Annotated in this window: 20 protein-coding genes and 2 tRNA genes; 14 read left to right on the top strand and 8 right to left on the bottom strand. The window is 41.2% G+C overall.

Going from position 1 to position 25,675, the window contains the following annotated elements; genetic code table 11:
- Window positions 1-6 precede the first annotated feature (6 nt).
- From lptB to DPV92_RS01350, 5 genes are all read left to right on the top strand, one after another.
- A complete protein-coding gene (lptB, locus tag DPV92_RS01370) occupies window positions 7-732 on the top strand; it encodes an LPS export ABC transporter ATP-binding protein (RefSeq protein WP_111353316.1) in 726 nt (241 codons plus the stop codon).
- A gap of 45 nt (window positions 733-777) precedes the next feature.
- Window positions 778-1,287 carry a PTS sugar transporter subunit IIA gene (locus DPV92_RS01365; protein WP_111353574.1) on the top strand — a complete coding sequence of 170 codons (510 nt, stop codon included), beginning with the start codon at window positions 778-780 and terminating at the stop codon, window positions 1,285-1,287.
- Between the two features lie 14 nt (window positions 1,288-1,301).
- Window positions 1,302-2,159: an RNase adapter RapZ gene (rapZ, locus tag DPV92_RS01360; RefSeq protein WP_111353315.1), complete on the top strand. Its 858-nt coding sequence runs from the start codon at window positions 1,302-1,304 to the stop codon at window positions 2,157-2,159.
- 116 nt (window positions 2,160-2,275) lie between these two features.
- Window positions 2,276-2,944, top strand: a complete 669-nt coding sequence (locus DPV92_RS01355; protein ID WP_111353314.1) for a lipoprotein HlpB — start codon at window positions 2,276-2,278, stop codon at window positions 2,942-2,944.
- A gap of 63 nt (window positions 2,945-3,007) precedes the next feature.
- Window positions 3,008-3,652 (top strand): lipoprotein Hlp, encoded by a 645-nt coding sequence (locus tag DPV92_RS01350; protein WP_111353313.1) that lies wholly within the window; start codon window positions 3,008-3,010, stop codon window positions 3,650-3,652.
- Window positions 3,653-3,791: 139 nt separating this feature from the next.
- Here the strand turns inward: DPV92_RS01350 and DPV92_RS01345 are convergent.
- Both DPV92_RS01345 and DPV92_RS01340 read right to left on the bottom strand, forming a co-directional pair.
- A tRNA-Cys gene (locus DPV92_RS01345) sits at window positions 3,792-3,865 on the bottom strand.
- A gap of 15 nt (window positions 3,866-3,880) precedes the next feature.
- Window positions 3,881-3,956: transfer RNA gene (locus DPV92_RS01340), tRNA-Gly, on the bottom strand.
- Between the two features lie 228 nt (window positions 3,957-4,184).
- Between DPV92_RS01340 and DPV92_RS01335 the strand changes: the two genes are divergently transcribed.
- From DPV92_RS01335 to DPV92_RS01325, 3 genes are all read left to right on the top strand, one after another.
- Window positions 4,185-5,234 carry an ABC transporter substrate-binding protein gene (locus tag DPV92_RS01335; RefSeq protein ID WP_111353312.1) on the top strand — a complete coding sequence of 350 codons (1,050 nt, stop codon included), beginning with the start codon at window positions 4,185-4,187 and terminating at the stop codon, window positions 5,232-5,234.
- Window positions 5,235-5,332: 98 nt separating this feature from the next.
- Entirely contained in the window at window positions 5,333-7,318 is a 1,986-nt protein-coding gene (locus DPV92_RS01330; protein ID WP_111353311.1) for an ABC transporter permease, read from the top strand.
- A 1-nt stretch (window position 7,319) separates the two neighbouring features.
- Window positions 7,320-8,363, top strand: coding sequence for an ATP-binding cassette domain-containing protein (locus DPV92_RS01325; protein WP_005708380.1), 1,044 nt, complete (start codon window positions 7,320-7,322; stop codon window positions 8,361-8,363).
- Window positions 8,364-8,404: 41 nt separating this feature from the next.
- On the opposite strand, the gene holA is transcribed toward DPV92_RS01325, so the two are convergent.
- From holA to znuC, 6 genes are all read right to left on the bottom strand, one after another.
- On the bottom strand, window positions 8,405-9,427 hold the full coding sequence (gene holA / locus DPV92_RS01320; RefSeq protein WP_005708376.1) for a DNA polymerase III subunit delta: 1,023 nt from the start codon (window positions 9,425-9,427) through the stop codon (window positions 8,405-8,407).
- Window positions 9,428-9,498: 71 nt separating this feature from the next.
- On the bottom strand, window positions 9,499-10,005 hold the full coding sequence (locus tag DPV92_RS01315; protein WP_005708371.1) for an LPS-assembly lipoprotein LptE: 507 nt from the start codon (window positions 10,003-10,005) through the stop codon (window positions 9,499-9,501).
- Window positions 10,006-10,099: 94 nt separating this feature from the next.
- Window positions 10,100-12,685: a leucine--tRNA ligase gene (leuS, locus tag DPV92_RS01310; protein WP_111353310.1), complete on the bottom strand. Its 2,586-nt coding sequence runs from the start codon at window positions 12,683-12,685 to the stop codon at window positions 10,100-10,102.
- Between the two features lie 206 nt (window positions 12,686-12,891).
- A complete protein-coding gene (odhB, locus tag DPV92_RS01305; protein ID WP_111353309.1) occupies window positions 12,892-14,121 on the bottom strand; it encodes a 2-oxoglutarate dehydrogenase complex dihydrolipoyllysine-residue succinyltransferase in 1,230 nt (409 codons plus the stop codon).
- A 30-nt stretch (window positions 14,122-14,151) separates the two neighbouring features.
- Complete coding sequence (gene sucA / locus DPV92_RS01300) at window positions 14,152-16,965, bottom strand: 2-oxoglutarate dehydrogenase E1 component (RefSeq protein ID WP_111353308.1); 2,814 nt, start codon at window positions 16,963-16,965, stop codon at window positions 14,152-14,154.
- 198 nt (window positions 16,966-17,163) lie between these two features.
- Window positions 17,164-17,976, bottom strand: a complete 813-nt coding sequence (gene znuC / locus DPV92_RS01295; RefSeq protein WP_111353307.1) for a zinc ABC transporter ATP-binding protein ZnuC — start codon at window positions 17,974-17,976, stop codon at window positions 17,164-17,166.
- Between the two features lie 209 nt (window positions 17,977-18,185).
- Here znuC and mepM point away from each other — a divergent pair, with 209 nt between their 5' ends.
- The 6 genes from mepM to narQ all read left to right on the top strand — a co-directional run bounded on the left by mepM (window position 18,186) and on the right by narQ (window position 25,659).
- Complete coding sequence (gene mepM / locus DPV92_RS01290; RefSeq protein ID WP_111353306.1) at window positions 18,186-19,574, top strand: murein DD-endopeptidase MepM; 1,389 nt, start codon at window positions 18,186-18,188, stop codon at window positions 19,572-19,574.
- Between the two features lie 18 nt (window positions 19,575-19,592).
- Window positions 19,593-20,306, top strand: a complete 714-nt coding sequence (gene dsbC / locus DPV92_RS09795; protein ID WP_192574161.1) for a bifunctional protein-disulfide isomerase/oxidoreductase DsbC — start codon at window positions 19,593-19,595, stop codon at window positions 20,304-20,306.
- Window positions 20,307-20,309: 3 nt separating this feature from the next.
- Window positions 20,310-22,025: a single-stranded-DNA-specific exonuclease RecJ gene (gene recJ, locus DPV92_RS01285; protein WP_192574160.1), complete on the top strand. Its 1,716-nt coding sequence runs from the start codon at window positions 20,310-20,312 to the stop codon at window positions 22,023-22,025.
- 144 nt (window positions 22,026-22,169) lie between these two features.
- Window positions 22,170-23,018, top strand: coding sequence for an OmpA family protein (locus DPV92_RS01280; protein ID WP_111353305.1), 849 nt, complete (start codon window positions 22,170-22,172; stop codon window positions 23,016-23,018).
- A gap of 89 nt (window positions 23,019-23,107) precedes the next feature.
- The gene (locus DPV92_RS01275; RefSeq protein WP_111353304.1) at window positions 23,108-23,926 is read left to right on the top strand and encodes a pyridoxal phosphatase; all 819 of its coding nucleotides are present in this window, start codon (window positions 23,108-23,110) and stop codon (window positions 23,924-23,926) included.
- 20 nt (window positions 23,927-23,946) lie between these two features.
- Window positions 23,947-25,659 carry a nitrate/nitrite two-component system sensor histidine kinase NarQ gene (narQ, locus tag DPV92_RS01270; protein WP_111353303.1) on the top strand — a complete coding sequence of 571 codons (1,713 nt, stop codon included), beginning with the start codon at window positions 23,947-23,949 and terminating at the stop codon, window positions 25,657-25,659.
- Window positions 25,660-25,675 lie beyond the last annotated feature (16 nt).

The raw sequence follows: 25,675 nt of genomic DNA, 5'->3' as shown, positions 1-25,675 counted from the left end.
AAAGTTATGGCAACGCTCTATGCAGAACATTTAGCGAAAAGCTATAAAAATCGTAATGTAGTGAAAGATGTGAGCTTTCACGTAAACACGGGTGAAATTGTGGGATTACTTGGTCCGAATGGGGCGGGTAAAACTACCTCATTCTATATGGTGGTGGGCTTAGTTCGCCATGATAACGGTACAATTCGTATTGATCACGAAGATATTAGCTCGCTACCTATGCACGATCGTGCGAAACAAGGGATCGGCTATCTTCCGCAAGAAGCCTCCATTTTCCGCCGTTTAAGTGTGTATGATAACTTGATGGCAGTGTTGCAAGTGCGTAAAGATCTGAATGATAAACAGCGCCGTGAACGTGCTGATGAGTTAATTTCAGAATTTCATATTGAGCATATCCGCAACAGTCTTGGACAAGCACTCTCAGGGGGGGAACGCCGTCGCGTGGAGATTGCTCGCGCACTGGCGGCTAATCCGCAATTTATCTTGTTAGATGAACCTTTTGCAGGAGTGGACCCAATCTCGGTTATCGATATTAAAAAAATTATCGTCAATCTAAAAGAACGTGGGTTAGGTGTGTTGATTACCGACCATAATGTGCGTGAAACGCTTGATGTGTGTGAGCGTGCTTATATTGTGGGTAGTGGTGAAATGATTGCGACAGGTACACCAAGCCAAGTGCTTGAAAATCCGAAAGTAAAAGAAGTTTACTTAGGTGATCAGTTTAAACTTTAATTCTTCCAATAACGAATGCCATTGAATTTCAATGGCACTTTTCTTATGCAATTAACAGAATTTTTAACGCCAGAACATATTTATTGTGATGTGGTCGTTTCAAGTAAAAAACGCTTATTAGAGTTAGCGGGCAAAACGGTTGCTGAATCTCTCCAGTTAGAATACAGTCTTAATACAAAAGAAATGTGCCCTGTGAGCTGTTTTGAAAATTTGTTCAAACGCGAAAAATTAGGTTCTACAAGCATCGGTAATGGTATTGCATTACCACACGCAAAACTGCCTTCTGATTGTGAAGAACTTAATCAACCTATCGCTCTCTTTTTTAAATTAGAGCAGTCCATTGATTATGAGGCGAGCGATAATAAAGAGGTTGATTTGGTTTATGCCATGATGTTTCCTGAAGGCTGTTGTGAAAAATACAAAGGCTGTTTGCAACAAATTGCCCAAAAACTTAGCGATAAAGCATTAGCTAAGCAGCTCAGAACGGCACAATCGGCAGATGAAATCTGGCAGATTTTGGCATATATTGATAGACAATCAGAAACAGAAGAGTAGTTGGTGGGGGGATTATGGAACTTATCATTATTAGTGGGCGTTCAGGTTCGGGCAAATCGGTTGCATTACGTGCATTAGAAGATGTCGGATATTACTGCGTGGATAACATTCCGCTTCCGTTAATCCCTCAATTAGCAGAGTATCTCTCGAAGTCAAGAGAATCAGCTGTTGTGAGCCTTGATGTTCGAAATTTGCCCGAAGATGCAAAAGTTTTAGATGAACTATTTGCTAAACTTTCACCTTATTACGTGAAATTGTTGTTCTTAGACTGCGAGCGAAGCACGCTTATTCGCCGTTATAGTGATTCTCGCCGATTGCATCCGCTTTCGAGCCAAGATTTATCTCTCGAAAGTGCGATTGATTTGGAAGAACGCCTGCTAGAACCATTGCTTCAACAAGCTAATTATATTATTGATACCACCCATCTTTCTTCACACGAACTGGCAGAAAATTTAAGAACATTGTTACAAGGGCATCAAGAGAAAGAGCTAAATATCGTATTTGAATCTTTCGGCTTTAAGTATGGTTTGCCAGCTGATGCAGATTATGTGTTTGATGTGCGTTTCTTGCCTAATCCGCATTGGAACCCAGAACTTCGCCCAATGACGGGGCTTGAGCAGCCTGTGATTGATTTTTTAGAGCGACAAACAGAGGTGCATCAATTTATTTATCAAACACGCAACTATTTAGAAATGTGGTTGCCTGCGCTTGAAAAAAACAACCGAAGTTATTTGACCATAGCCATTGGGTGTACGGGAGGAAAACACCGCTCTGTTTTTGTGACGGAACAACTCGCAAAATATTTCCAAGCGAAAGGTAAAAAAGTGCAAATTCGCCACCGTAGTTTGGAAAAGCATCACAAAAAAGCCTAAATTTACATAAATATACAAGATTTTACGGAACATTCGTTTTGAAAGTCGGTCTATACAGCGTACAATATAGAAACCTCTCTATTGAGGAATATTTATTTTAGACAAAGGAAACTTAAATGACTAAATTTACTAAAATCAGTGCAACAGCATTATTTGCATTATTTTTAACCGCTTGTGATAAACCAGCTGATAAAGCCGCTGAAACACCAAAAGCAGATGCAGCACCAGCAGCACAAACTCAAGCACCTGCTCAAACTGAAACCACAACACCAGCAGCACAAGCTCAATCACCTGCTCAAACTGAAACCGCAACACCAGCAGCGCAAGCTCAATCACCTGCTCAAACTGAAACTGTAAAACCAGCGGTGCAATTAAGTGCAGAAGAGTTAGCTCAAGGTAAAGCAGATTTACAAAAAATCTTAGATTGGAACAAAGCACAAGAGCAAGCAGCAGATTCCGCTCAACAAAAACTTCAAACTGAATTAGCAACAAATGATCCCCAAAAAATAGAAGTAGCATTAGTTGAATTTATAAAAACTGTAGATGAAACAGTAAAAACTTTAGATGCGGTAGAGGTGAAAAGCCCATTAGTTGCTGCATTTAAAGCAAAAACAAAAGAAGTTTTAACTTTATCAAGCTCAATCGTAGCAGATTCTGTAAAAGTGATGGCTCAGCCAACACCTGAATCACAAAAGGCATTATCAGAGAAAACACAGAAACTTATCCAAGAAGGCAATGTGCTACAACAATTACAAGCTGAATTACAACAAACTTTCGGCGAATAATTTTAGATTCAAATAATAATAACAATGGCTAGTGTTTCGCTAGCCATTTTTTTGAGGTTTCATATGACTAAATTAAAAACATTAAGTGCGATTGCATTATTATCTGCACTTTTAACCGCTTGTGATAAACCGGTAGAAACAACATCTAATGTTGTAAACACAGCACCAGCAGCCCAAACAGAAACAAAACCAGAAACTGCACCAAGCAATCAAGAAAAAACGGAAGTGAACGCCGAGGAGAAAACTGCTGAAGTAGTAGACGCGGGGGCAGAAGATTACAAAAAATTCCGTGAATGGCAAAAAACTCAAGAACAAGGTATCGAAAATGCAATTACCGCTGAAGTAGAAAAACTAGGCGACAAAGCAAAAGATGAAAAATTATTGCGTGATGCAATGAATAGAGCGTTATTAGCTCAATCTGATGCGATTAAACAAAGTGCAGATACTTTGCAAATTACTGATGAGAAAGTGAAACAACTTAAAGAAAAATCTTTAGAAGCCTTAGCATTGGGCATACAATTGATGGCAGAAGGAGAAAAAGTAGCTCAGCAGCCAACAGAAGCATCGCATAAAATTTTTAGCGAATTACAAGCGAAATTAGATCAAGTGGCGAAAGAGGGAAAGGCATTAGAAGCTGAGTTAATTAAAAAATACGAAGCTGCGCCAGAGCAAAAAGCTGTGATTGAATCTACAACTGAAAATAAATAAGATTGTAATGTTTATTTGACATTAAAGGCATATGGGATAATTAGGTTTTATATGCCTTTTTAGTAGGTATGAAAACATAGATGTTTTATGCTAGTAATTAGCTAATTGATTCTATATGAAAATTTAAAGTCAATTAAAATGGAGGCGTGTCCCGGAGTCGAACCGAGCTACATGGATTTGCAATCCAGTGCATAACCGCTTTGCTAACACGCCGTAAGATGATAAATATGGAGCGGGAAACGAGGCTCGAACTCGCGACCCCGACCTTGGCAAGGTCGTGCTCTACCAACTGAGCTATTCCCGCATTTGGAGTGTTGTGCGAAACAACGAGGTGCATTTTACGGATTATCAAAATGAAGTCAAATAAAAAATCTCAATTTATCGTTATTTTATGTTTAACTGCCTAAAAAAAGATCGCATTGTTGGTTTTTAAATATATGAATGGAATAAAACCAATACTTGACACTCCCAACCTATGTGATACAGTCCACCCCATTCACTTTTATATACACAACATCCTTGGAGCGTGAATATGCAACTCAAATTAAAATCTTTACTTTGTTCTTTAGGCTTAGCCACAACGGCACTACTTGCCTCTCATCATGTACAAGCAGAAGGGCGTTTAACCATTTATTGCACGGTGCAAAATGCATTGTGTGAAGATGTAGCAAAACGCTTCTCTGAAAAATATGATGTGCAAACTTCCTTTACTCAAATGAGTACTGGCACGATTTTAGGCAAATTAAAAGCTGAAAAATCAAATCCGCAAGCTGATGTTTGGTATGGTGGTACGATCGAACCCCACTTTCAAGCGGCTGAATTAGGTTTATTAGAAGCATATCGCCCGAAAAATCAGGCAAGCATTTTGCCACAATTCCAAAAATTGATGGCATCGGACAAAGGAAACTATACTTCTGCAACCTATATGCTAGTTCTTGGCCTAGGGATAAATACCGAGAAATTAAAAGCTCTTGGACTTGAGATGCCAAAAAAATGGGAAGATTTACTCAATCCGAAGTTAGCTGGCGAAGTGCAAATTCCAGATCCTCGCTCATCTGGCACAACCTATACCATTATGGCAACCCTTATCTCACTTTGGGGCGAAGAAAAAACCTTTGACTACCTTAAAAAATTGGATGCCAATATTTCACAATATCCAAAAAGTAACCTAGTGACCTCTAATCTTGTGCGTGGTGAAGTTGCCGAAAGCATTGGTTTTACACACGCCTACATTACTGAAAAAGAGAAAGGCAATCCAATTGAATATGTGATTCCAGAAGGCAAAGTGGGTTACGCATTAGGCGGAACCAGTATCGTGAAAAATGCTCGTAACTTAGATAATGCTAAACTCTTCGCAGACTTTGTGCTTACCAAGGAGATCCAAGAATTACCTTGGCGAGAGCATCACCTTTATCAATTGCCATCCGTTGTCGGTGCTGAGGTTTCGCCATTGATGCCAAATGCGGAAAAATTAGATTTTGTGGAATACGATTTCGATAAATTTGGCTCAAGTGAAGAAGGAAAATATCTGATCAATAAGTGGGTGGAAGATGTAAAATTAGGCGATAAACTTGCTAAATAGCCTTATTTTCCCGCAAGCGGTTAAATTTTTGTTAGAATTTACAAAATTTTGAAGAAATTTAACCGCTTTCTCTTTGAGCAAATATAACGTTAATACCGATGTTTTCTACCCAATCCCGATTTTGGTTGATTTTGCCCTTGCTTGCCTTTCTCGTGTTTCCATCACAGGCGTTGCACTATGGGCTTTTTGATTCCAGCGCAAAAGAAATTTTGGCAGCAATAGGCTGGCGTAGCGTTAATATCACATGGCTTTGGTTTTTACCTTTATTGGCAATTGTATTTTTTAAACATCCAAAAGCTAAAATCGGCTTTTTAGTCGCCTTTTTAGGGCTGATTTTTCTCTCAGCAAAACTCACTGCAACCAGTTTTGGCTACGCAACGCTCTTTTTATTTCTCTCCATTTTTATTTTATTCACCGAAAACATTGCCAGACTTGGCATTTTACGGGGCGATCGCTTTATTATTGGTGCATTGCTTGCGAGCCTGATTGTCCTTTGTACTTTCATCCTTTTCCCAATGTTTTCAATTTTAAGTACAATTGTCTATATTAATGGCAAATTTTCGCTTGATGAAGCCTTTAGAATCTCCCAACAACCGCATTTACTCAAAGTAATTTGGCAGTCCATTGGCGTTTCTGCAAGCGTTGGGCTGCTTTCTACTTTTTTCGGGCTTTGCTTTGCCCTTTACACCACTCGCATTGCTAAAAAAACGAAATTTATCAGTAAGTTATTCTCAATCTTACCGATTGTGACTCCGCCTTTTGTTGTCGGGTTAGGTGTGGTGCTATTGATGGGGCGAAATGGTATGATTACCTATTTTTTAGTTGAACAGTTCGGCATCAACAAAAACTGGCTTTATGGTTTTAATGGTATTTTGCTGTCGCATACGCTTGCCCTTACGCCAATGGCATTTATGATTATTGAAGGGGCGTTGCGATTTATTCCTGCTAATTTGGAAGAAGCGAGTTACAGCCTCAAAAGCTCGCCAAGCCAAACTTTCCGTCATATTTTATTCCCGCTGTTGAAACCCGCTTTGGCGAATGCCTTTTTGATTACTTTTATCCAATCACTTTCCGATTTCAGCACGCCATTTGTTTTAGGCGGAAATTATGATGTATTAGCAAGCCAAATTTACTTTTATATCGTTGGTTCACAGCCCGATTACACCACCGCAAGCACAATGGGCGTGATTTTACTTGCCTTTTCATTGGCGATTTTTTTCATTCAATATCAATGGCTTGGCAAACGCTCTTATCAAACCTTAGTGGGCAAAGGTAATCAAACGAGTCATTTGCCTCTTGCAAGCGGTCTAAAATGGTTGATTTCTTGCATTTTGCTTATCTGGATTACGTTTAATGCCGTTTTATACGGTTCGATTTTCTTTGGGAGTTTTGTGGTCAATTGGGGCGTGAACCACAGTTTTACGCTTGAGCATTATCTCCGTTTATTTGGGCAAGGCTTGGATTTTGGTGGTTTTCCATCGCTGATTCATACGCTGATTTTTGCACTTTGTGCTGCGCCCATTACGGCGCTGTTTGGCGTATTGATCGCCTATTTAACTACGCGCGTACAGTTCAAAGGCAAATCCTTTTTTGAATTTATCGCCTTGCTTTGCTTTGCGATTCCAGGCACGGTAGCCGGCGTTTCTTATGTGATGGCATTCAACGATGCACCGATTTACCTTATGGGATCAGCCGTGATTATTGTGCTCTCCATGGTGACGAGAAATATGCCAATTGGGATGCGTTCCGCCATAGCAGGGCTGGCACAAATTGATGTGAATCTTGAACAAGCATCTAAATCGCTTAAAGTTAGCCCGTTTAAAACGTTTCTGTTTATTATTTTGCCACTGCTTCGCCCAGCGTTGCTTTCAGCATTGGTGACTAGTTTTGTTCGTTCAATGACTACAATGAGTGCGATCATTTTCTTGGTTACGCCGAATACGCAAGTGGCGACCGCCTATATTTTAAACCGTGTAGAAGATGGCGATTATGGAATGGCGGTTGCCTATGGTGCGACACTCATTGTAGTAATGATGCTTGTGATTTTGGGCTTTAATAAATTAATAGATCGTAAAGGTTCGTGAAATGCAAGGCTATTTGAGATTAGAAAATATCCATAAATCGTTCGGTAATACCGAAGTCATCAAAGACTTTAATTTACATTTAAAACAAGGCTCAATGACGACTTTGCTTGGTCCATCAGGTTGTGGCAAAACCACCATTCTTCGCCTAATCGCAGGCTTAGATTTGCCCACAAGCGGTCAAATTTTCTTGGAAGATTGTGACATTACTCAAGCTACACCACAAGATCGTGATATCGGCATCGTGTTCCAATCTTACGCCTTATTTCCGCATTTAACCGTCGCGGAAAACGTGGGCTATAGCCTGAAAATGCAAGGCGTTAGAAAAGGAGAACGGGAGATGAGAGTCGCCGAAGTGCTCGCCTTAGTGGAATTATCAGGCTTGGGAGAACGAATGATCGACCAACTTTCGGGTGGGCAACAACAACGTGTTGCCTTGGCGCGCTCATTGATTTTAAAACCGAAAGTGCTACTTTTTGATGAGCCTTTGAGTAATCTGGATGCCAATCTTCGTCGAGTAATGCGAGAGAATATTCGTCATCTTCAGCAAAAACTGAACATCACCGCCCTTTATGTGACGCACGATCAAGCGGAAGCTTTTGCAGTTTCGGATGAGGTGATTGTGATGAACAAAGGCGAGATCGTCCAGCAAGGAGTACCACAAACGCTTTATCGCCAACCCCAAAATGCGTTTATGGCAAAATTTATGGGCGAAGTGAATTTATTGCCTGCAGAAAAACAGGGAAATCAGCTGAAAATCGGCAAACATCTTTTAGTTGTTGATGAAGAGCAATTCCCGCAAGCGGATGGACACTACACACTTGGCATCCGCCCAGAAGCGGTGAAATTATCACAAAATCTTGCAAGTTCGGAACACATTGGTGAAGTGCATAATGCCGTTTATATGGGAAGCTATTGGGAGTTACAAATTCTCTGGCAAAATCAACCGCTTACGGTTTATGCAGGTATTGCAGAGTATGATGAAAATATTAAGCAATACGGTTTGATTTTTCAGCGAGAGGGGATGTTTTTGTTAGGCATAACCTAGAAAATAGGCATATAGAGTTTTCTATATGCCTGATAATTTGATTACTTAAACCCCAACGAAAACCTTTCTAGCTCTATCCACACATCATCACTAAATTCTTGCTTCACTGCTTTTTCAAGCTGGGCTAAGTCTTGAATCAATCTATATAATTTTTCATAGGTAAAACGCTGGCAGGCTTGAATATAAAAAGCTCGGCGGTTTTGCCAGATTTTCAAGCGGTCAAATTCAGTGCGTAGATTACCGGTAAATAATGCTTGATTAGGAAGCACAGGCGTTGGCGAACGGGTAATTTCTAACAGGGTAAACAGCTCTTTTTGAATAATACGTAACAATACGACAGGCTGCACTTCTTCATTTTGTAGATGTTGTAGAATGTGAACCGCACGGCTTGTTTTACCTTCAAGTAAAGCATCAACCCATTGGAATGGGGTAAATTGAGCAGAAAGTTCTACTACTTCTTTAGCTCGGTTTAGCGTAATTTTTCCGTCGGTAAAACGCAGTTGGAGCAGTTGAAGAATCTGTTTAAGGGCAAGCAAATTGCCTTCATAGCTATAGCAAAGAAGTTGTGCTGCTTCAGATTCAATCTGTAAATCCATCGTTTTCGCACGCGTAGCCAACCAATTGGGGAGTTTACTCATTTCTGGGGTTTGACAATTTACTTGCACTAATTGCGACTCAATTTTGGTAAACCACGTCTGTTTTTCGACCGCTTTACTAAATTTAGGTAAGCTGAAAATCAGTAATAAATCACTATGAGCAAGCTGGCTAAGGGTTTCTAGCTGTTTAGCAATCACAGCAGTCAGATTTTCAGGCAAGTTGAGGATGATGATTTGACGATTAAAAAACAGCCCCATTGATTGAGCCATCTCAAAAATCTCATCCCATTTGGTGTCATTGCCCACGGTGATGTCAGTTTTTTCATCAAAACCTTGCGTGCGAGCGATATGAACAATGAGATCTTTACTTTCATTAAGCAGGAGCAAATCGCTACCTGTAAGCAGATAGAATGGAGAGAGGTTTTTCGAGAGTTGTTGAGAAAGTGCTTCTGGGAAAAGTTTTAGCATAGCATTATTTTAAAGCAGAGATAAACAGGGCGAATGTAATTCGCCCCTACATATGAGCAACGCCGTTGCTATTATTTGGGTTGATTAATCTCTTTATTCAGTCCTGCCATTTTGATAATCAATTGGCGAGAAGCTTGTTGGTACATATCTCGCATAATCATTTCTTGTTCGGCAGATTTTGCCAATGCCGCACGAGAGTCATCAAAGAAGGTGCGATGCACTGACACTTCTAAAGGATAAGCACCTTTATTTGGCACATCAACAATCGCTTGTACGGTCAAGCTTAATAATTTTTCTGCCTCACGTGCTTGTTTAAATACCGAAACCACTTTACTACTGGTTGAAGCATTGACTAAACGTAATTTGGCAATATTCTCTTGCCCTTTTACCAAAGTAACATCATTTAATTGAAGCTGTTGGCGGAGTGTGCGTGAAATATCGCTATGTTCATCAGCACTTTCAAAGGTTAATGTGCGAAGTTCTTGAGGAAGAACATCGTTGTTTTTGAAATGCCAACCGCAAGCGGAAAGCGTTGTAACCGTTGCCACAAGCAGTAAGGTTTTGATTGATTTAATCATAAAAAGTACCTTTATTGTAGGGGGGGGGAAATGTAAACGTTTCACGCACGCGTAAAAAATGGTGCGTGGGTTTTCAACCCACACCCCCTACGGATTATGGTTTTACCACCACATTCAACAATTTACCCGCTACATAAATCACTTTGACGATTTGTTGACCATCGGTAAATTTCTTCACGTTTTCATCAGCAAAGGCGATGGTTTTCACGTTTTCTTCATCTGCATCTGCTGCAACGGTAACTTTACCACGCACTTTACCATTCACTTGCACCACGATTAGTTTTTCATCTTCCACCATTGCAGATTCATCGGCTTTCACCCATTCTGCAGTATCGATAGCAGTTTCGTAGCCCAAAGTTTGCCACAATTCAAAGCAGATATGAGGTGTGATTGGGTAAAGCATACGCACTACAGCACTTAATGCTTCTGCCATTACAGCACGATCTTGTTCGCTTTCAAGCGGCGCTTTGGTGAGTTTATTCATCAACTCCATAATCGCCGCAATTGCGGTGTTGAAGGTTTGACGGCGACCAATATCATCGCTCACTTTCGCGATGGTTTTGTGCACTTCACGGCGAAGGGCTTTTTGATCTGCAGAAAGTGCGGTCACATCTAACGCTGTTTTTGCTGGATTTTGTTGGTATTGATAGACCAAATTCCACACACGACCTAAGAAGCGTTTTGCTCCTTCCACGCCTGATTCTTGCCATTCTAAAGTCATCTCTGCTGGAGAAGCGAACATCATAAATAGACGAACCGTATCCGCACCGTATTTTTCCACCATTTCTTGTGGGTCGATACCGTTGTTTTTCGATTTCGACATTTTTGTCATTCCAGTGTGAACCAGTTCGCGACCTTCAGGATCGGTCGCTTTAATGATACGACCTTTCTCATCACGCTCAAGGGTCACTTGTGTTGGACTCACCCAAATACGCTCGTTGGTTGGGCTGGTGTAGTAAAACGCATCCGCAAGCACCATACCTTGGCACAATAATTTGGTGGCTGGTTCATCGCTGGTTACAAAACCTGCATCACGCAAGAGTTTGTGAAAGAAGCGGAAGTACAACAAGTGCATGGTAGCGTGTTCGATACCACCAATATATTGATCCACTGGTAACCAGTAATTCGCTTCGTCTTTGTCAAGCATTGCTTCGGCAAATTTTGGTGACGTATAGCGCGCGTAATACCAAGAAGATTCCATAAAGGTGTCGAAGGTATCCGTTTCTTTTAATGCTGGTGTACCATTAAAGGTGGTTTTCGCCCAGTTTGGATCCGCCTTTATTGGGCTTTTCACACCGTCCATTACTACATCTTCAGGCAGAATAATCGGTAAATCTTCCATTGGTGCAGGCACTACATCGCCATTTTCTAATGTCAGCATTGGAATTGGTGCGCCCCAATAACGTTGGCGAGAAACGCCCCAGTCACGCAAGCGATAATTCACTTGACGTTTACCCACGCCTAATTGTTCGAGTTTATCTGCGATACCGTTGAATGCACCGTCGAAATCTCTGCCGTCAAATTCTGCAGAGTTGATTAATGAGCCATGTTCAGTGAAGGCTTCTTTCGCTAAATCAATTTCTTGACCTGCAAGCGGTGCAATTACTTGTTTGATTTGCAAACCATATTTATTGGCAAATTCGTAGTCGCGTTGATCATGCGCAGGCACAGCCATCACCGCACCTGTACCGTAATGCATTAACACGAAGTTTGCGACCCAAATTGGTAATTTTTCACCTGTGAGTGGATGAATGGCGAACAAGCCTGTTGCCATCCCTTTTTTCTCCATAGTCGCTAAATCAGCTTCTGCCACCTTGGCATTTTTTGCTTCTTGAATGAAAGTAGCGAGTTCAGGATTATTTTCTGCAGCAAGAGTAGCTAATGGGTGTGCTGCGGCAATCCCTAAATAGCTTACGCCATAGAACGTATCAGGGCGGGTAGTATAAACCGCTACTTTTTCGCTGGTATCAGCCACATCAAAGGTGATCTCTACCCCCTCAGAGCGACCAATCCAGTTGCGTTGCATCGTTTTTACCATATCAGGCCATTGTGGGAGATTATCCAAACCGCCTAATAATTGCTCTGCGTAATCGGTGATTTTAATAAACCATTGTGGAATCTCTTTTTGCTCCACAGGTGTATCACAACGCCAGCAGCAACCTTCGTGAACTTGTTCATTCGCCAATACGGTTTTATCGTTCGGGCACCAGTTTACTGTTGAGGTTTTTTTATACACTAAGCCTTTTTTGTAAAGCTCGGTGAAGAACCATTGTTCCCATTTGTAGTAGTCTGGTTTACATGTGGCAATTTCGCGATCCCAGTCGAAACCAAAGCCTAAAAGTTGAAGTTGTTTCTTCATATAGGCGATGTTTTCGTAAGTCCATTTTGCCGGTGCTGTTTTATTTTTGATCGCTGCCCCTTCAGCCGGTAAACCGAACGCATCCCAACCAAAAGGTTGCAACACGTTTTTACCTAACATACGTTGATAGCGTGAAACTACATCACCGATAGTGTAGTTACGCACGTGTCCCATATGCAGGCGACCTGACGGATACGGGAACATGGAAAGACAGTAATATTTCTCTTTGGATTCGTCTTTGATTGCTTTGAAAACTTTATTTTCTGTCCAATATTGCTGAACCTTTGGTTCAATTTCACTTGGATTGTATTGCTGTTGCATAAACTTTAACCTTTACTTGAAATTACAAAAAATTGCCGTGATTTTACCGTAAAAACGTAGGTTTTTGAATTGGTAATTTGCTGTGTGAAGCGTTATCTAAAAATATCCTTTAGCGATTTTGCTAAAACAAGCGGTTAAAATCGGTCTTCATTTTGTAAAAAATAGGGCGAACTTTCATTCGCCCTACTTCCTTTCAATTTATTCTGTTAGATTTCTAACAACAAACGTGTTGGATCTTCTAATAAATCTTTCACGGTAACCAAGAACCCTACAGACTCCTTGCCATCGATTAAACGGTGGTCGTAAGAAAGGGCTAAGTACATCATTGGGCGGATAACGACTTGACCATCAACAGCTACTGGGCGGTCTTTGATGGCGTGCATACCCAAAATTGCACTTTGTGGTGGGTTGATGATTGGGGTAGACATCAATGAGCCAAACACACCACCGTTGGTGATGGTGAAGTTGCCGCCTGTGAGGTCTTCTACGGTTAATTTACCATCACGACCTTTTACCGCTAACTCTTTGATGGTTTTTTCAATGTCTGCCATTGAGAGTTTGTCGCAATTGCGCAGTACTGGTGTCACTAAACCGCGCGGGGTTGAAACCGCAATGCTGATATCGAAGTAGTTGTGGTAAACCACATCATCACCATCAATAGAGGCGTTGATTTCTGGGTAGCGTTTTAATGCTTCTACTACCGCCTTGATGTAGAACGACATAAAGCCTAAACGCACGCCGTGTTGTTTTTCAAATTTATCGCCGTATTGTTTGCGTAAATTCATAATCGGTTGCATATCTACTTCGTTGAAGGTGGTGAGCATTGCAGTGCTGTTTTTCGCTTCAAGTAAGCGTTCTGCGATACGTTTACGTAAGCGAGTCATCGGCACACGTTTTTCGCTACGTGCAGAATAAGCGACAGTACTCACGGTGTTTTGTTCGGTAGCAATATTTGCTTTGGCTTGTTGAGCTTCACGTTTGGCAAGGTAAGCGTTGATGTCTTCACGAGTTAAACGACCGCCCACGCCCGAGCCTTGCACTTGGTTCGCTTCAATGCCATGTTCTGCTAGTAAACGACGGATGGCAGGGCCTTGAGAATCTGCATCTGAATGGTCGTTCTCAATGGCTGATTTTTGGCGATCAGCCGGGGTTGGTTCAACATCGTTATTTGCAACATTTTGGATAAAATCGCCCGCTTGTGCGGTGTTGATTTTGCCTAAAAGTTGAGAAGACACCACGGTTGCGCCTGTTGCTTGAGTGATTTCCGCAAGCACGCCGTCTACAGGTGCAGGCACTTCAAGAACGACTTTGTCGGTTTCGATTTCGACTAAGACTTCATCACGGGTTACTCGGTCGCCCGCTTGTTTATGCCAAGTTGCGACAGTTGCATCTGCAACTGATTCGGGGAGAACGGGAGTGAGAATTTCAGTTGTCATATCAGGTTCCTTTTTTATCTCAAGCTTAAATTAAAGTGTTAAGGCTTGTTCAATCAATTCACGTTGTTGTTTGTTATGTAATGAGGCGTAGCCTACCGCTGGTGCGGCAGATGCTGGTCTGCCTGCGTAAGAAAGTTTTGCGCCTTCTGGAATAACATATTCAAAATTATGTTTGCTGCAATACCAAGCACCTTGGTTTTGAGGCTCTTCTTGGCACCATACGAAATCAGTTACGTGCGCATAAGACTCAAGGATTTTTGCCACTTCTTCGTAAGGGAATGGGTAAAGCTGCTCGATACGTATAATTGCCACATCAGTTTGTGCTTTTTTGCGACGCTCTTCAATTAAATCGTAGAATACTTTGCCTGAACACATTACCACACGTTTCACTTGGCTTGGTTCGATTGCATCAATTTCACCAATCGCATTTTGGAATGTACCTTCTGTGAGTTCTTCTAATGAAGAAATCGCAAGTGGATGACGGAGCAATGATTTTGGTGTAATGGCAACCAATGGGCGACGCATTTTGCGGATCGCTTGACGGCGAAGCATATGATAAACCTGTGCTGGTGTACTTGGAATGCACACTTGGATGTTCTGTTCCGCACAAAGTTGTAAGTAACGTTCAACACGAGCTGAAGAGTGCTCAGGGCCTTGTCCTTCATAGCCGTGCGGAAGCAACATCACTAAACCACACATTCTGCCCCATTTTTGTTCGCCCGAGCTGATAAATTGGTCGATTACAATTTGTGCGCCGTTGGCGAAGTCACCAAATTGGGCTTCCCAAATGGTTAAAGTTTTCGGGTCTGTGGTTGCAAAACCATATTCAAATGCAAGCACTGCTTCTTCAGAAAGTACTGAGTCCCACACTTGGAAACGCCCTTGGTTGGCGTGTAAGTGTGTAAGAGGCACAAAGCCTGTACCATCGTTTTGGTTGTGAACAACTGCGTGGCGGTGGAAGAAGGTACCACGACCCGCATCTTCACCAGAGATACGCACGTGCGTGCCTTCATCTAATAAAGTGGCGTACGCCATGGTTTCTGCCATCCCCCAATCAAATGGTTTGTTACCAGCAGCCATCTCTTTACGATCGTTGTAGATTTTTTCAACTCGAGAGTGGGCTTTGACATTTTCAGGGTATTCTGCCACACGTTTTGCAAGGGTTAGGAAACGATCTTGCGGGAATTGGTTTTCGTAAGGGGCTGTCCAATCGTAGTTGAGATATTGCAACCAATCCACTGCTGCCATATCCATCTCACGCCATTCTGGCACAACGCATTCGCCTTGGTCTAACGCGTCGCGGTAATTGTTCATCATCGCAATAGCTTCATCTTGATTGATCACGCCTTCAGAGACTAAGCGATCTTCATACACTTTACGCGGTGTTGGGTGTTTTTTGATGATGCTATACATCATCGGTTGCGTTGCTAATGGTTCATCTGCCTCGTTATGACCGTGGCGACGATAAGAGATTAAATCAATGAAAATATCTCGTTTAAAGAGAGTGCGATATTCGACTGCCATTCGTGCTGCAAAAGCGACCGCTTCTGGATCATCGCCGTTTACGTGAATAATCGGTGCTTGGATCATTTTGGCAATATCGGTACAGAACTCTGTTGAGCGAGTGTCGTTCGGATTTGACGTGGTAAAGCCGATTTGGTTGTTGATCACAATGCGAATTGTGCCACCTACGGTATACCCACGAGCGTTTGCCATATTTAAGGTTTCTTGCATTACGCCTTGACCTGTTACCGCAGAGTCACCGTGTACGGTAACCGCTAACACGTGGTCGCCTGTTTTATCGCCCGCCCGTTCTTGACGAGCACGTACAGCACCTACAACGACAGGGTTTACGATTTCTAAGTGAGAAGGGTTGAACGCAAGGGTTAAGTGAACATTTTTATCATCTACAGCAAAATCGGAAGAGAAACCTTGGTGATATTTTACATCGCCCGTGCGGTTATCGTCTGCGTGTTTGCCCGCAAATTCATCAAAGAGTTCACCAGGTTTTTTACCGAGCACATTGACCAACATATTCAAGCGTCCACGGTGTGCCATTCCCATCACCACATCATTTACGCCTTGACGGCTAGCATGGCGGATAATCTCTTTCATCATTGGAATGAAGGCATCAGAACCTTCAAGCGAGAAGCGTTTTGCCCCTGGGAATTTTGCCCCGATATAGCGTTCCAAGCCATCGGCAGCAGTTAATTCTGAGAGTAAATTGACTTTCTCTTCTTTTGAGAAAAGTGGTTTATTGAGCACACTTTCCATCTTCGCTTGTAGCCAATTGCGTTGTGTCATATCTTGCACGTGCATAAACTCAAGCCCGATAGTACCTAGGTAGGTTTCTTTTAGTGCTGTTACAAGATCGGCAAATTTCATTGTATCTTTACCAAACACGTATTTGCCGACCGTCATGGTTTCATTTAAATCTGTCTCACTAAAGCCGTGGTGATGGTAATCAAGCTCAGGTACATTTGAGGTTTTCCAACGGTAATAGTTGAGTGGATCAAGGTTTGCTTGTGTGTAACCACGGAACCGGTATGCGTTAATCCATTGCAACAGGCGCACTTGTTTGGTGCTTGCTTCTGGATCGACGACAGTTACGGCTTCTGGAATGTTTTCACGGGCAAGTTTGCGGAAATAATCACGCACTTGAGAATGGGGTTGTTCAACCATTGTGGTTGAAGGAAAGGAATCAAAAATGGCTTTCCAAGACGCATCAATGGAGTGCGGATCATCTAAATATTGTTCGTAAATTTCTTCTACGTAAGCCTGGTTTGAGCCACCGAAAGGGCTGGAGGCGAGCCAATCATCAAAGTTTTCGTATTGATATTGCATAGCAGTCTAACCTTTATGGGTTGTATAGGACTTTTCAATTATACTCTAATTTTGGAGTGAGAACTGTGAGCAATGTCATATTTTTAACAAACTTTTAGCAAATCGAAGAGGAAAATTGACTACATTGAGATGCTCATACTGAATGAAGCGATGAGTATGCCTTCGTATTTGGCAGAAGTTATTGATGAGGAAATTTATTTAATTACACTGACAAACCCCACTACATACATCGCCGTGTAAATTATGATGATGGTTATGATGGTGCGAGTAAAATGCCACATTTTGAGCAAATTGGTCACCAAAGAAGTGAATGAAGTGCGGATCGTTTGTAATAACCTCAGGCGTACCCGCGCAGCAAATATGGCGGTTCACGCAAATGACCTGATCAGTATTCGCCATCACAATATTGAGATCGTGAGAAACCATCAAGATCGCACAGTTGAGCGATTTTCTCGTATTGTTTAAAAGCTGATAAAGCTCAGTTTGCCCTGAAATATCCACCCCTTGCATTGGCTCATCTAGCACTAAAAGTTGAGGCCTGTCTAAAATTGCCCGAGCCAGCAGTACACGTTGTAGCTCCCCGCCTGATAACTTTTGCATACTATTTTGTGCTAAATGTTCAATTGAAAAGAGCTTTAATGCTTCATCAATCGCAGAAGGTTTGCAATGAGGCTTAAGTGAAAGAAATTTTTTGACAGTAATCGGCATTGAGTGATCAAGATACAATTTTTGAGGCACGTAGCCGATTTTTAGCCCTTTTTTATGTTCCACCTTGCCTTTGGTTGGTGTCAGTAATTTAAGTAAAACTTTTAATAAGGTCGATTTTCCCCCTCCATTTGGTCCAACAATTGTCATAATTTCGTTGGCGTAGATGGTTAAATTGATATTTTTTAACGCCTTATTACCGTTAAACTCCACTTCAATCTGCTTAAGTGAAACTAATATTTCGCCTTTAGTTTGACGGAGCAATTTTTCTGAGTGGGATAGAGGCGTGATTTGATGGATTTTCATACTATTTTCATAAAAAGTTTGGGGATTTATTGGGTTGCTCAACTTAACGGATTTTTATCTAAATGACAAGATGGAATTTTTCTTTTACAATCTTGTCGAAAATTTTCAGTAAATTTACATAAAAACGCACAGGATAGATTTTGTCACGCATTATTTTCGCAAGGGATCGAAGACGGAAGAAAAAGAAAATTAGAATATTTCTGTTTTTGATGGCGGTACTCTCTATTGGTATTGGCATTGCCCTTTCATTAAAAAAACAAACACCATTGAATGCGTCATCGCAAGAAAATGTCATTATTTTAGATGATTTAGATAACGATATTGTCGATGATGTGGAAAGCACGAATTCAGACACTGAACAAGCAGAGAAAAAACAAGATTTAACTGAAGACCCTAATGCTACTTCTTACGATGATGAATTAGCCTCTGAAGATGATGAGGAAGAAGGTAAAGAGGGTAAGCCCAAAGTGGCACAAGAAAAATTGCCAGAAGAAGCAGAGCTATTGATTAGCGATATTGTCAATATTGCTGATGAAGCATTACGCATCCAAGATCAATTTAGCTATGTGGTGATTAAAGGCGATAAATTAAGTGATGTGCTTGAGCAGTCTGGTTTGGGTGACGATGATGCAAAAGCCTTAATTCGTCAATATCCCGCATTAGGCAAGCTTGAAGCAGGACAACAATTCTACTGGGTGTTAGATAACTTCGGTGAATTGGAATATCTCAATTGGTTGGTCTCCGAAAAAGAAGAACGCATTTATGAACGCCAAGAAAATGGCAAGTTCAGTTACCAGAGCATTGAGAAAAAAGGCGTTTGGCGACAAGATGTAATAAAAGGGGCGATTCAAGGCAGTTTTACCACCAGTTTGCGAAATGTAGGGTTATCAGATCGCCAAATCAATCAGCTAGCGGTTGGATTACAATCACAAATTGCAACTAGCAAGCTGAAAAATGGCGATCGTTTTGCAATTTTAGTTCGCCAAGAATATATTAATGATACGGTGACTGATATTGGTAACGTAGAAGGCATTTTGATTGAAAATGGTAAAAAACGCTACTATGCAATCCAAGCCTCAAATGGACGTTATTATAGTAATCACGGGGAAACTCTGACCAAAGGCTTTGCACGTCAGCCGTTGTTGTTTACCGCTCGGGTTTCTTCACCGTTTAATCCTCGTCGCTTGCATCCCATTACCAAACGCGTTCGTCCGCATAATGGAGTAGACTTTGGGGTTCCAACAGGTACACCAATTATCGCACCAAGCGATGGTGTGGTTGAACACGTGGCATTCCAAGCTCACGGTGCAGGTCGCTATATCAAAATTCGTCACGGGCATATTACCACCGTGTATATGCATTTAAGTAAGCCATTAGTCAAACCAGGGCAAACGGTGCGAAAAGGGGAGCGAATTGCGCTATCTGGCAATTCGGGCGGTTCGACAGGGCCTCATTTACACTATGAGTTTCATATCAATGGCAGACCTGTGAACCCAATGACGGTGAAATTACCAGGTTCTGGCTCAGATATGGCAAGTAAAGAGCGTAAAAACTTCTTAGAGCGTGCGAAAAACGTTCAAGAGAAACTTAAACTTTAAAACATAAAGTAGGAAATTATGAAAAAAAATCAGATGGCAAAATTAAGCTTTGTCCTATTCTCAGCAGGATTAATCTCTGCAAATGTAATGGCAGGTGATGTGAACTTAAAAGCAACTTTGGAAAAAATGGGGGCAACGAATGTTCGCATTAGTGACTCGCCAATTCCTCATTTTAAAACGGCAAGCTCAAATGAAGGCGTGGTTTATATCAGCAATGATGGGCGTTATGTCTTAAATGGTCAGATCCAAGTATTAGAACTTAAAAATGGTAAGGTAACTGATATTACGCATCAATCCAAAATGGCTGAGCTAAATGCGTTACAAAATGAGATGATCACGTACCCTGCTAAAAATGAGAAGTATGTGGTGAATATTTTTATGGATATTACCTGCCATTATTGCCATTTAATGCATCAACGAATTAAAGAGTATAATGATGAAGGAATTACTCTTCGTTTCCTTGCTTTCCCTCGCGGCGGAATGAACACGCAAACGGCAAAACAGATGGAAGCAATCTGGACGGCAGCGGATAAAGTGAAAGCGTTAAATGATGCAGAAAACGGAGAATTACCAAAAACATTAAAAGCCCCAAATATCGTGAAAAAACATTATGACTTGGGTATTCAGTTTGGCGTAACAGGCACGCCTTATATGGTGACCGGGACAGGTAGCGTGATTGGTGGTTATGTAGAGCCAAAACAGCTTGCGAAAATGTTGGCGGAAGAAAAATAGATTGTGCAAAAAATTATAAAAAAACGACCGCTTTTAACTCAGGAAAAACTCTCCGATCATCCGCTCTTAAACCGCTTATATCAAAGTCGAGGCGTTCAATCTCCTCAAGAATTAGAGCGAACATTGAAGTTTTTACATCGCCCAAAACAGTTGGCGGGCATTGAACAAGCGGTCGAAATTTTAGTGCAAGCCTACAAAAAGCAATCTCGGATTGTGATTGTAGGCGACTTTGATGCGGACGGGGCAACCAGTACTGCATTAACCTTATTGGCATTACGCCAGTTCGGTTTTAGCCAAGTAGAATATTTGATTCCCGATCGTTTCTTGCAAGGCTATGGATTAAGTTTAAGCGTAGCGGAAATGGTGGTGATCAAAGGGGCAGATTTGGTGATTACCGTTGATAATGGCATATCCTCTTTTGAAGGGATTGATTATCTAAAATTGCATGGAATCGAGGTTCTAGTTACCGATCATCATTTACCGGCAGACAGTTTCCCCAAAGCAGATGCGATGGTTAATCCCAACTTACCCTATTGTGAATTTCCTTCGAAATCTTTGGCAGGCGTAGGCGTCGCGTTCTATGTAATGCTAGCACTACGTGGCAAGATGCGAGAAGAAAATCTATTTACAGGCTCAGAACCCAATTTAGCTGAATTGCTCGATTTGGTCGCACTGGGCACGGTTGCTGATGTGGTGCCTCTTGATCACAATAATCGTATTTTAGTCCATCAAGGATTAAGCCGTATTCGTTCTGGCGCTTGCCGTGCGGGGATTAAAGCCTTGGCAGAGGTGAGTAAACGCGATTTAATTAATTTACAAGCGGCTGATTTAGGTTTTGCAATTGCACCGCGATTAAATGCAGCAGGGCGATTAGAGAATATGTCTCTCGGTGTAGAGTTACTAATTGCGGATAATATGGATTTAGCACGGCAATTGGCATTTGAGCTTGATAGCCTCAATCAAACTCGCAAAGAGTTCGAGCAAGAGATGAAAACAGAGGCTTTGTCGATTTGTGCAAAATTGCCAAAACTCTCTCAAAAAGATCAAGCCTATGGCATTACGCTTTATCAGCCTGATTGGCATCAAGGCGTGATTGGCATTTTGGCTTCACGCATTAAAGATCAGTTTCACCGTCCTGTGATTGCCTTTGCTCAAGAGAGTGAAGAAAGCGAATTTATCAAAGGCTCGGCACGTTCTATATCTGGATTGCATATGCGGGATGTACTTGAGCGAATTGATACGCTTTATCCTGATTTGATCGTTAAGTTTGGTGGTCACGCAATGGCGGCAGGTTTAACCATTCACCAAGATCACTTCTTTAAATTTCAGAAAATTTTTGATGAAGTGATTAACGAAATGATTGAACCAGAGCTATTGCGAGGTGTGATTTACACCGATGGCGAATTACAAGCGGGCGAATTTTCCTTGGAAACTGCAAGTTTATTACAACAGGCAGGACCTTGGGGACAACATTTTCCAGAACCAACGTTTGAAGGAGATTTTAAAATATTGCAACAGCGATTGTTAGGCGGAAACCACCTAAAAATGATGCTAGAAAACCAACAAGGTATGTTATTAGATGCCATTTGGTTCAATATTGATACCCGATTATTCCCTGATCTTTCGATTAAACAAGCTAAAATAATTTACAAACTTGACATAAATGAGTATAAAGGTAATAAGAATTTACAGTTACGTGTAGAAAATGTAATTGTTTAATAATTATATTGAATAAGTATAGAAATTCATTGCGTAGTATTGTAGAATTTTCGCGATTCATCAAAATCTAGTTAAGTATACTGGTTGGATTTTGAGAAAATTCGCCTTACTAAATCGTGTCTTTATTAATAAAGGAATAAAAAAATGAAAAAAACAACAGTTTTTCGTGGTTTGTTATTATCAAGCGTAGCGATTGCAGTTGCTGCGTGTGGTAATTTAAGCAAAGTATCAGATGAAGGTTTTATTGAGAATCCTGTATTCCCTAAAATTTCAGAGTCAGAATTCAATCACGATGGTTCACAATTTGGTTCATGGCCAAACTGGGAAAACGTTCGTCAAATTGAACGTGGTATGAATAAAGATCAACTTTATTACTTAATTGGTCGTCCTCACTTTGAAGAAGGCTTATATGGCGTTCGTGAATGGGACTACGTATTTAACTACCGTGAAAATGGTGTTCACAAAATCTGTCAATTCAAAATCGGTTTTGACAAAAATATGAATGCACAAAGCTTCTTCTGGTATCCAAACGGTTGTAACGGTAATGCATCATTCAACTTAAGCGGTGACTTCTTATTTGACTTCGACAAAGATACCTTAACAACAAAAGGTAAAGAAGTTGTTGATAACGTTGCAGTACAATTAAAATCTTCTGGTGCACAACAAGTTAAAGTAGCAGGCTACACAGACCGTTTAGGTTCAGAAGCTTACAACTTAAATTTATCTAACCGTCGTGCAAATATAGTTAAAGAGCGTTTAATCCAACAAGGCGTAACTGCGCAAATCGAAGCAGTTGGCTATGGTAAAGCAAATCAAGTTAAAGCATGTGAAGGTTTGAAAGGTCAAGCTGAGAAAGATTGTTTACGTCCAAACCGTCGTGTAGAAATTTCTGCAAATGGTGGACTTGTAAAACAAAGCGAAGGTAGTAACGTTGCAGGTCCTAATGGTCCAGCACCACTTTACCAAACACCAGCATATAACTCTGGTAAATAATTTACAGGGTTTATAGAACTGAGTAGAATATAAGGGTAGCCAATTGGCTACCCTTTCTTTTTTATTTTTTCAAACACAAAGGAACTTTTATGAAATATCAAGCCATTGCCTTTGATTTAGATGGCACATTACTTTCCCCGAACGCAACCATTCTGGAATCAAGTAAACAAGCGATTCAAAAGGCAAGAGAAAAAGGCATAAAAGTCTATTTTGTAACAGGTCGTCATCACACCGCAGTTCGTCCTTACTATTCAGAAATGAATTTAGATACACCAGTGGTTTGCTGTAACGGCACTTACCTCTATGATTTCCAAAAAGATGATGTATTGGAAAGCAATCCACTCACGCCAGCATTAGCTTCGATGTTGATCAATAATGCACAAGCAGAAGGCATCCACGTTTCTGTCTATTTCCGCGATGCAATGACCTACGAGGAACTTAACCCGCATTTTGTTAAATTACAAAAATGGGTGGATTCTTGCCCAGAAAATGTGCGACCAGATGTGCATCAAGTCGAAAAATTCCAAAAAGAAATCGATAATGGCACGACGGTGTGGAAGGTGCTAATTAGCGATCCTGATTTAGACAAAATGCAAAAGTTTGTCGATGCGTTACCGCTTGATCAAGTTAGTCCAGAATGGTCTTGGGTCGATCGTGCTGATATTACTGCTGTTGGCAATAGCAAGGGAGCAATGTTAGCGAAATTGCTTGAGCGTGAAGGCATTAACCTTGCTCAGGTCGTTGCCTTTGGAGATAATTTTAACGATATTTCGATGTTACAACTTGTAGGCTTAGGCATTGCAATGGGGGGGGCTGAAGACGAAGTGCAGCAAAAAGCGGATAAAACCATTGGCTCGAACAGCGAAGATAGCATTGCTACAGAACTCACGCAATTATTCCAACTTTAATCTACTCACGATAATCTCCAATGAACACTTTTGTCGTTAATCCTAAAAATTCTATTGCCCGTCGTATCGGGCTTTATTTCTTCACCATTATTGCTTTTGCGACACTGATTAGCGGCATTTCGCTAGGTATTATGTGGAGTAACCACGCAGACGCTCGGTTGATTAACGTGGCAGGTTCGTTGCGCTATCAAAGCTACCGTTTCTTGCACGAAATGGAATTCCATCCTGAAATCCGCAGCTCACGTTTGGCAGAATATCAAGCTAGTCTTAATGCCTTATATGAAGAGCTCCATTCCGACTGTGCCCCTGAGAAAGTCACACAAGGTTATCAAAATCTCAAAGCACATTGGTCTCAAATGGCGACTTATATCGAAACGCAAGATAAACGGCAATATCTTAGCAATATAGAGTATTATGTCGATGAGATTGATACTTTCGTGAAGAATTTACAGAAATTTGCTGAACAGAAATTGATGATTGCGATTGGTGTAATCGCTATTTCGATGTTGCTTATTATTGCCCTAGCCTATTATGGCGTTTGGTACACACGCCGACGCATTATTCGACATCTTGATCAGCTTGTGCTTGCTAGCCAGCAAATTCAACAGGAAGATTTTAACCACGTAGAACTTGCGATTAACGAACCCAATGAACTGGGCGTGTTGTCAAAAACTTTTACTCAAATGGCAAGCGAATTGGAAAAATTGTATAGTTCACTGGAAGAAAAAGTGGCAGATAAAACGCGCCGTTTGACCGCTGTAAACCGCTCCATTATGGTGCTTTATCACTGCTCGCAAATTTTAACTTCTAAGCCTATTAGCAAAGATCTTCTGCATCAAGTGTTGGAGACAGTTCTGGATAATGAACAGCTCAAAGGCATTGCAATTGAAGTTTATGGGGCAGATTATTGGAATGTTAAGATTGATCAAGACTTGCTTTCTAGCCATTGGCAACAACACGAAATAGCGATTGAAAATGAAAAAATTGCGATGTTACGTTGGAAACCTTCCTTACTTTGCCCTGATGAGCGCTTAATTCAGAGTGTATCAGAAATGATTGGGCGGAGCGTTTATGTTGTGAAAAACCATAAGCAGCAACAGCAACTTATTTTGATGGAAGAACGGTCGATTATTGCCAGAGAATTGCACGATTCTCTAGCGCAGTCGCTTACCTTCTTTAAAATTCAGTTGAGCTTACTCAAACGTAATGGCGAAAAGGCTCAAGATTGGCAAAAACAAGCGAGCATTCTAAATGATTTAGAAAAAGCACTGAACGATGCGTATAGCCAACTGCGAGAGCTACTTTCAACATTCCGCTTAACTATTGAGGAGTCTAATTTAACCAGTGCATTAGAGCGAATGTTGGACACCTTACGTTCCCGCACGTCTGCCCAAATTCGCCTAAATTGTAAACTGCCTTCGCTGATGTTTAATGCCCAAGAGCAAGTGCACGTATTGCAAATTACCCGTGAGGCGGTCATCAATGCTATTAAACATGCTGATGCAACCGAAATTGATGTGCTAGCCGACACCAATTCAGAAGGCGAGCACTATCTAATTATTCAAGACAATGGCAAAGGCGTTGAAACTGTTTTAGAGCCTGAAGGGCATTATGGCTTAACCATTATGAAAGAACGAGCTGCCGAATTAAATGGCGAATTGAGTTTCAGTAATCGTTCAGATGGCGGTTTTCAAGTAATGGTTGTATTGCCTAATATGTTAGGGCAACGCTAATACGACAAGCGGTTAA

It is taken from the genome of Pseudohaemophilus paraphrohaemolyticus (assembly GCF_003253115.1).
GTDB lineage: Bacteria > Pseudomonadota > Gammaproteobacteria > Enterobacterales > Pasteurellaceae > Haemophilus_A > Haemophilus_A paraphrohaemolyticus_A.
The sequence above is the reverse complement of the archived record's forward strand: the minus strand, read 5'-3'. Positions and strand labels throughout refer to the sequence as shown.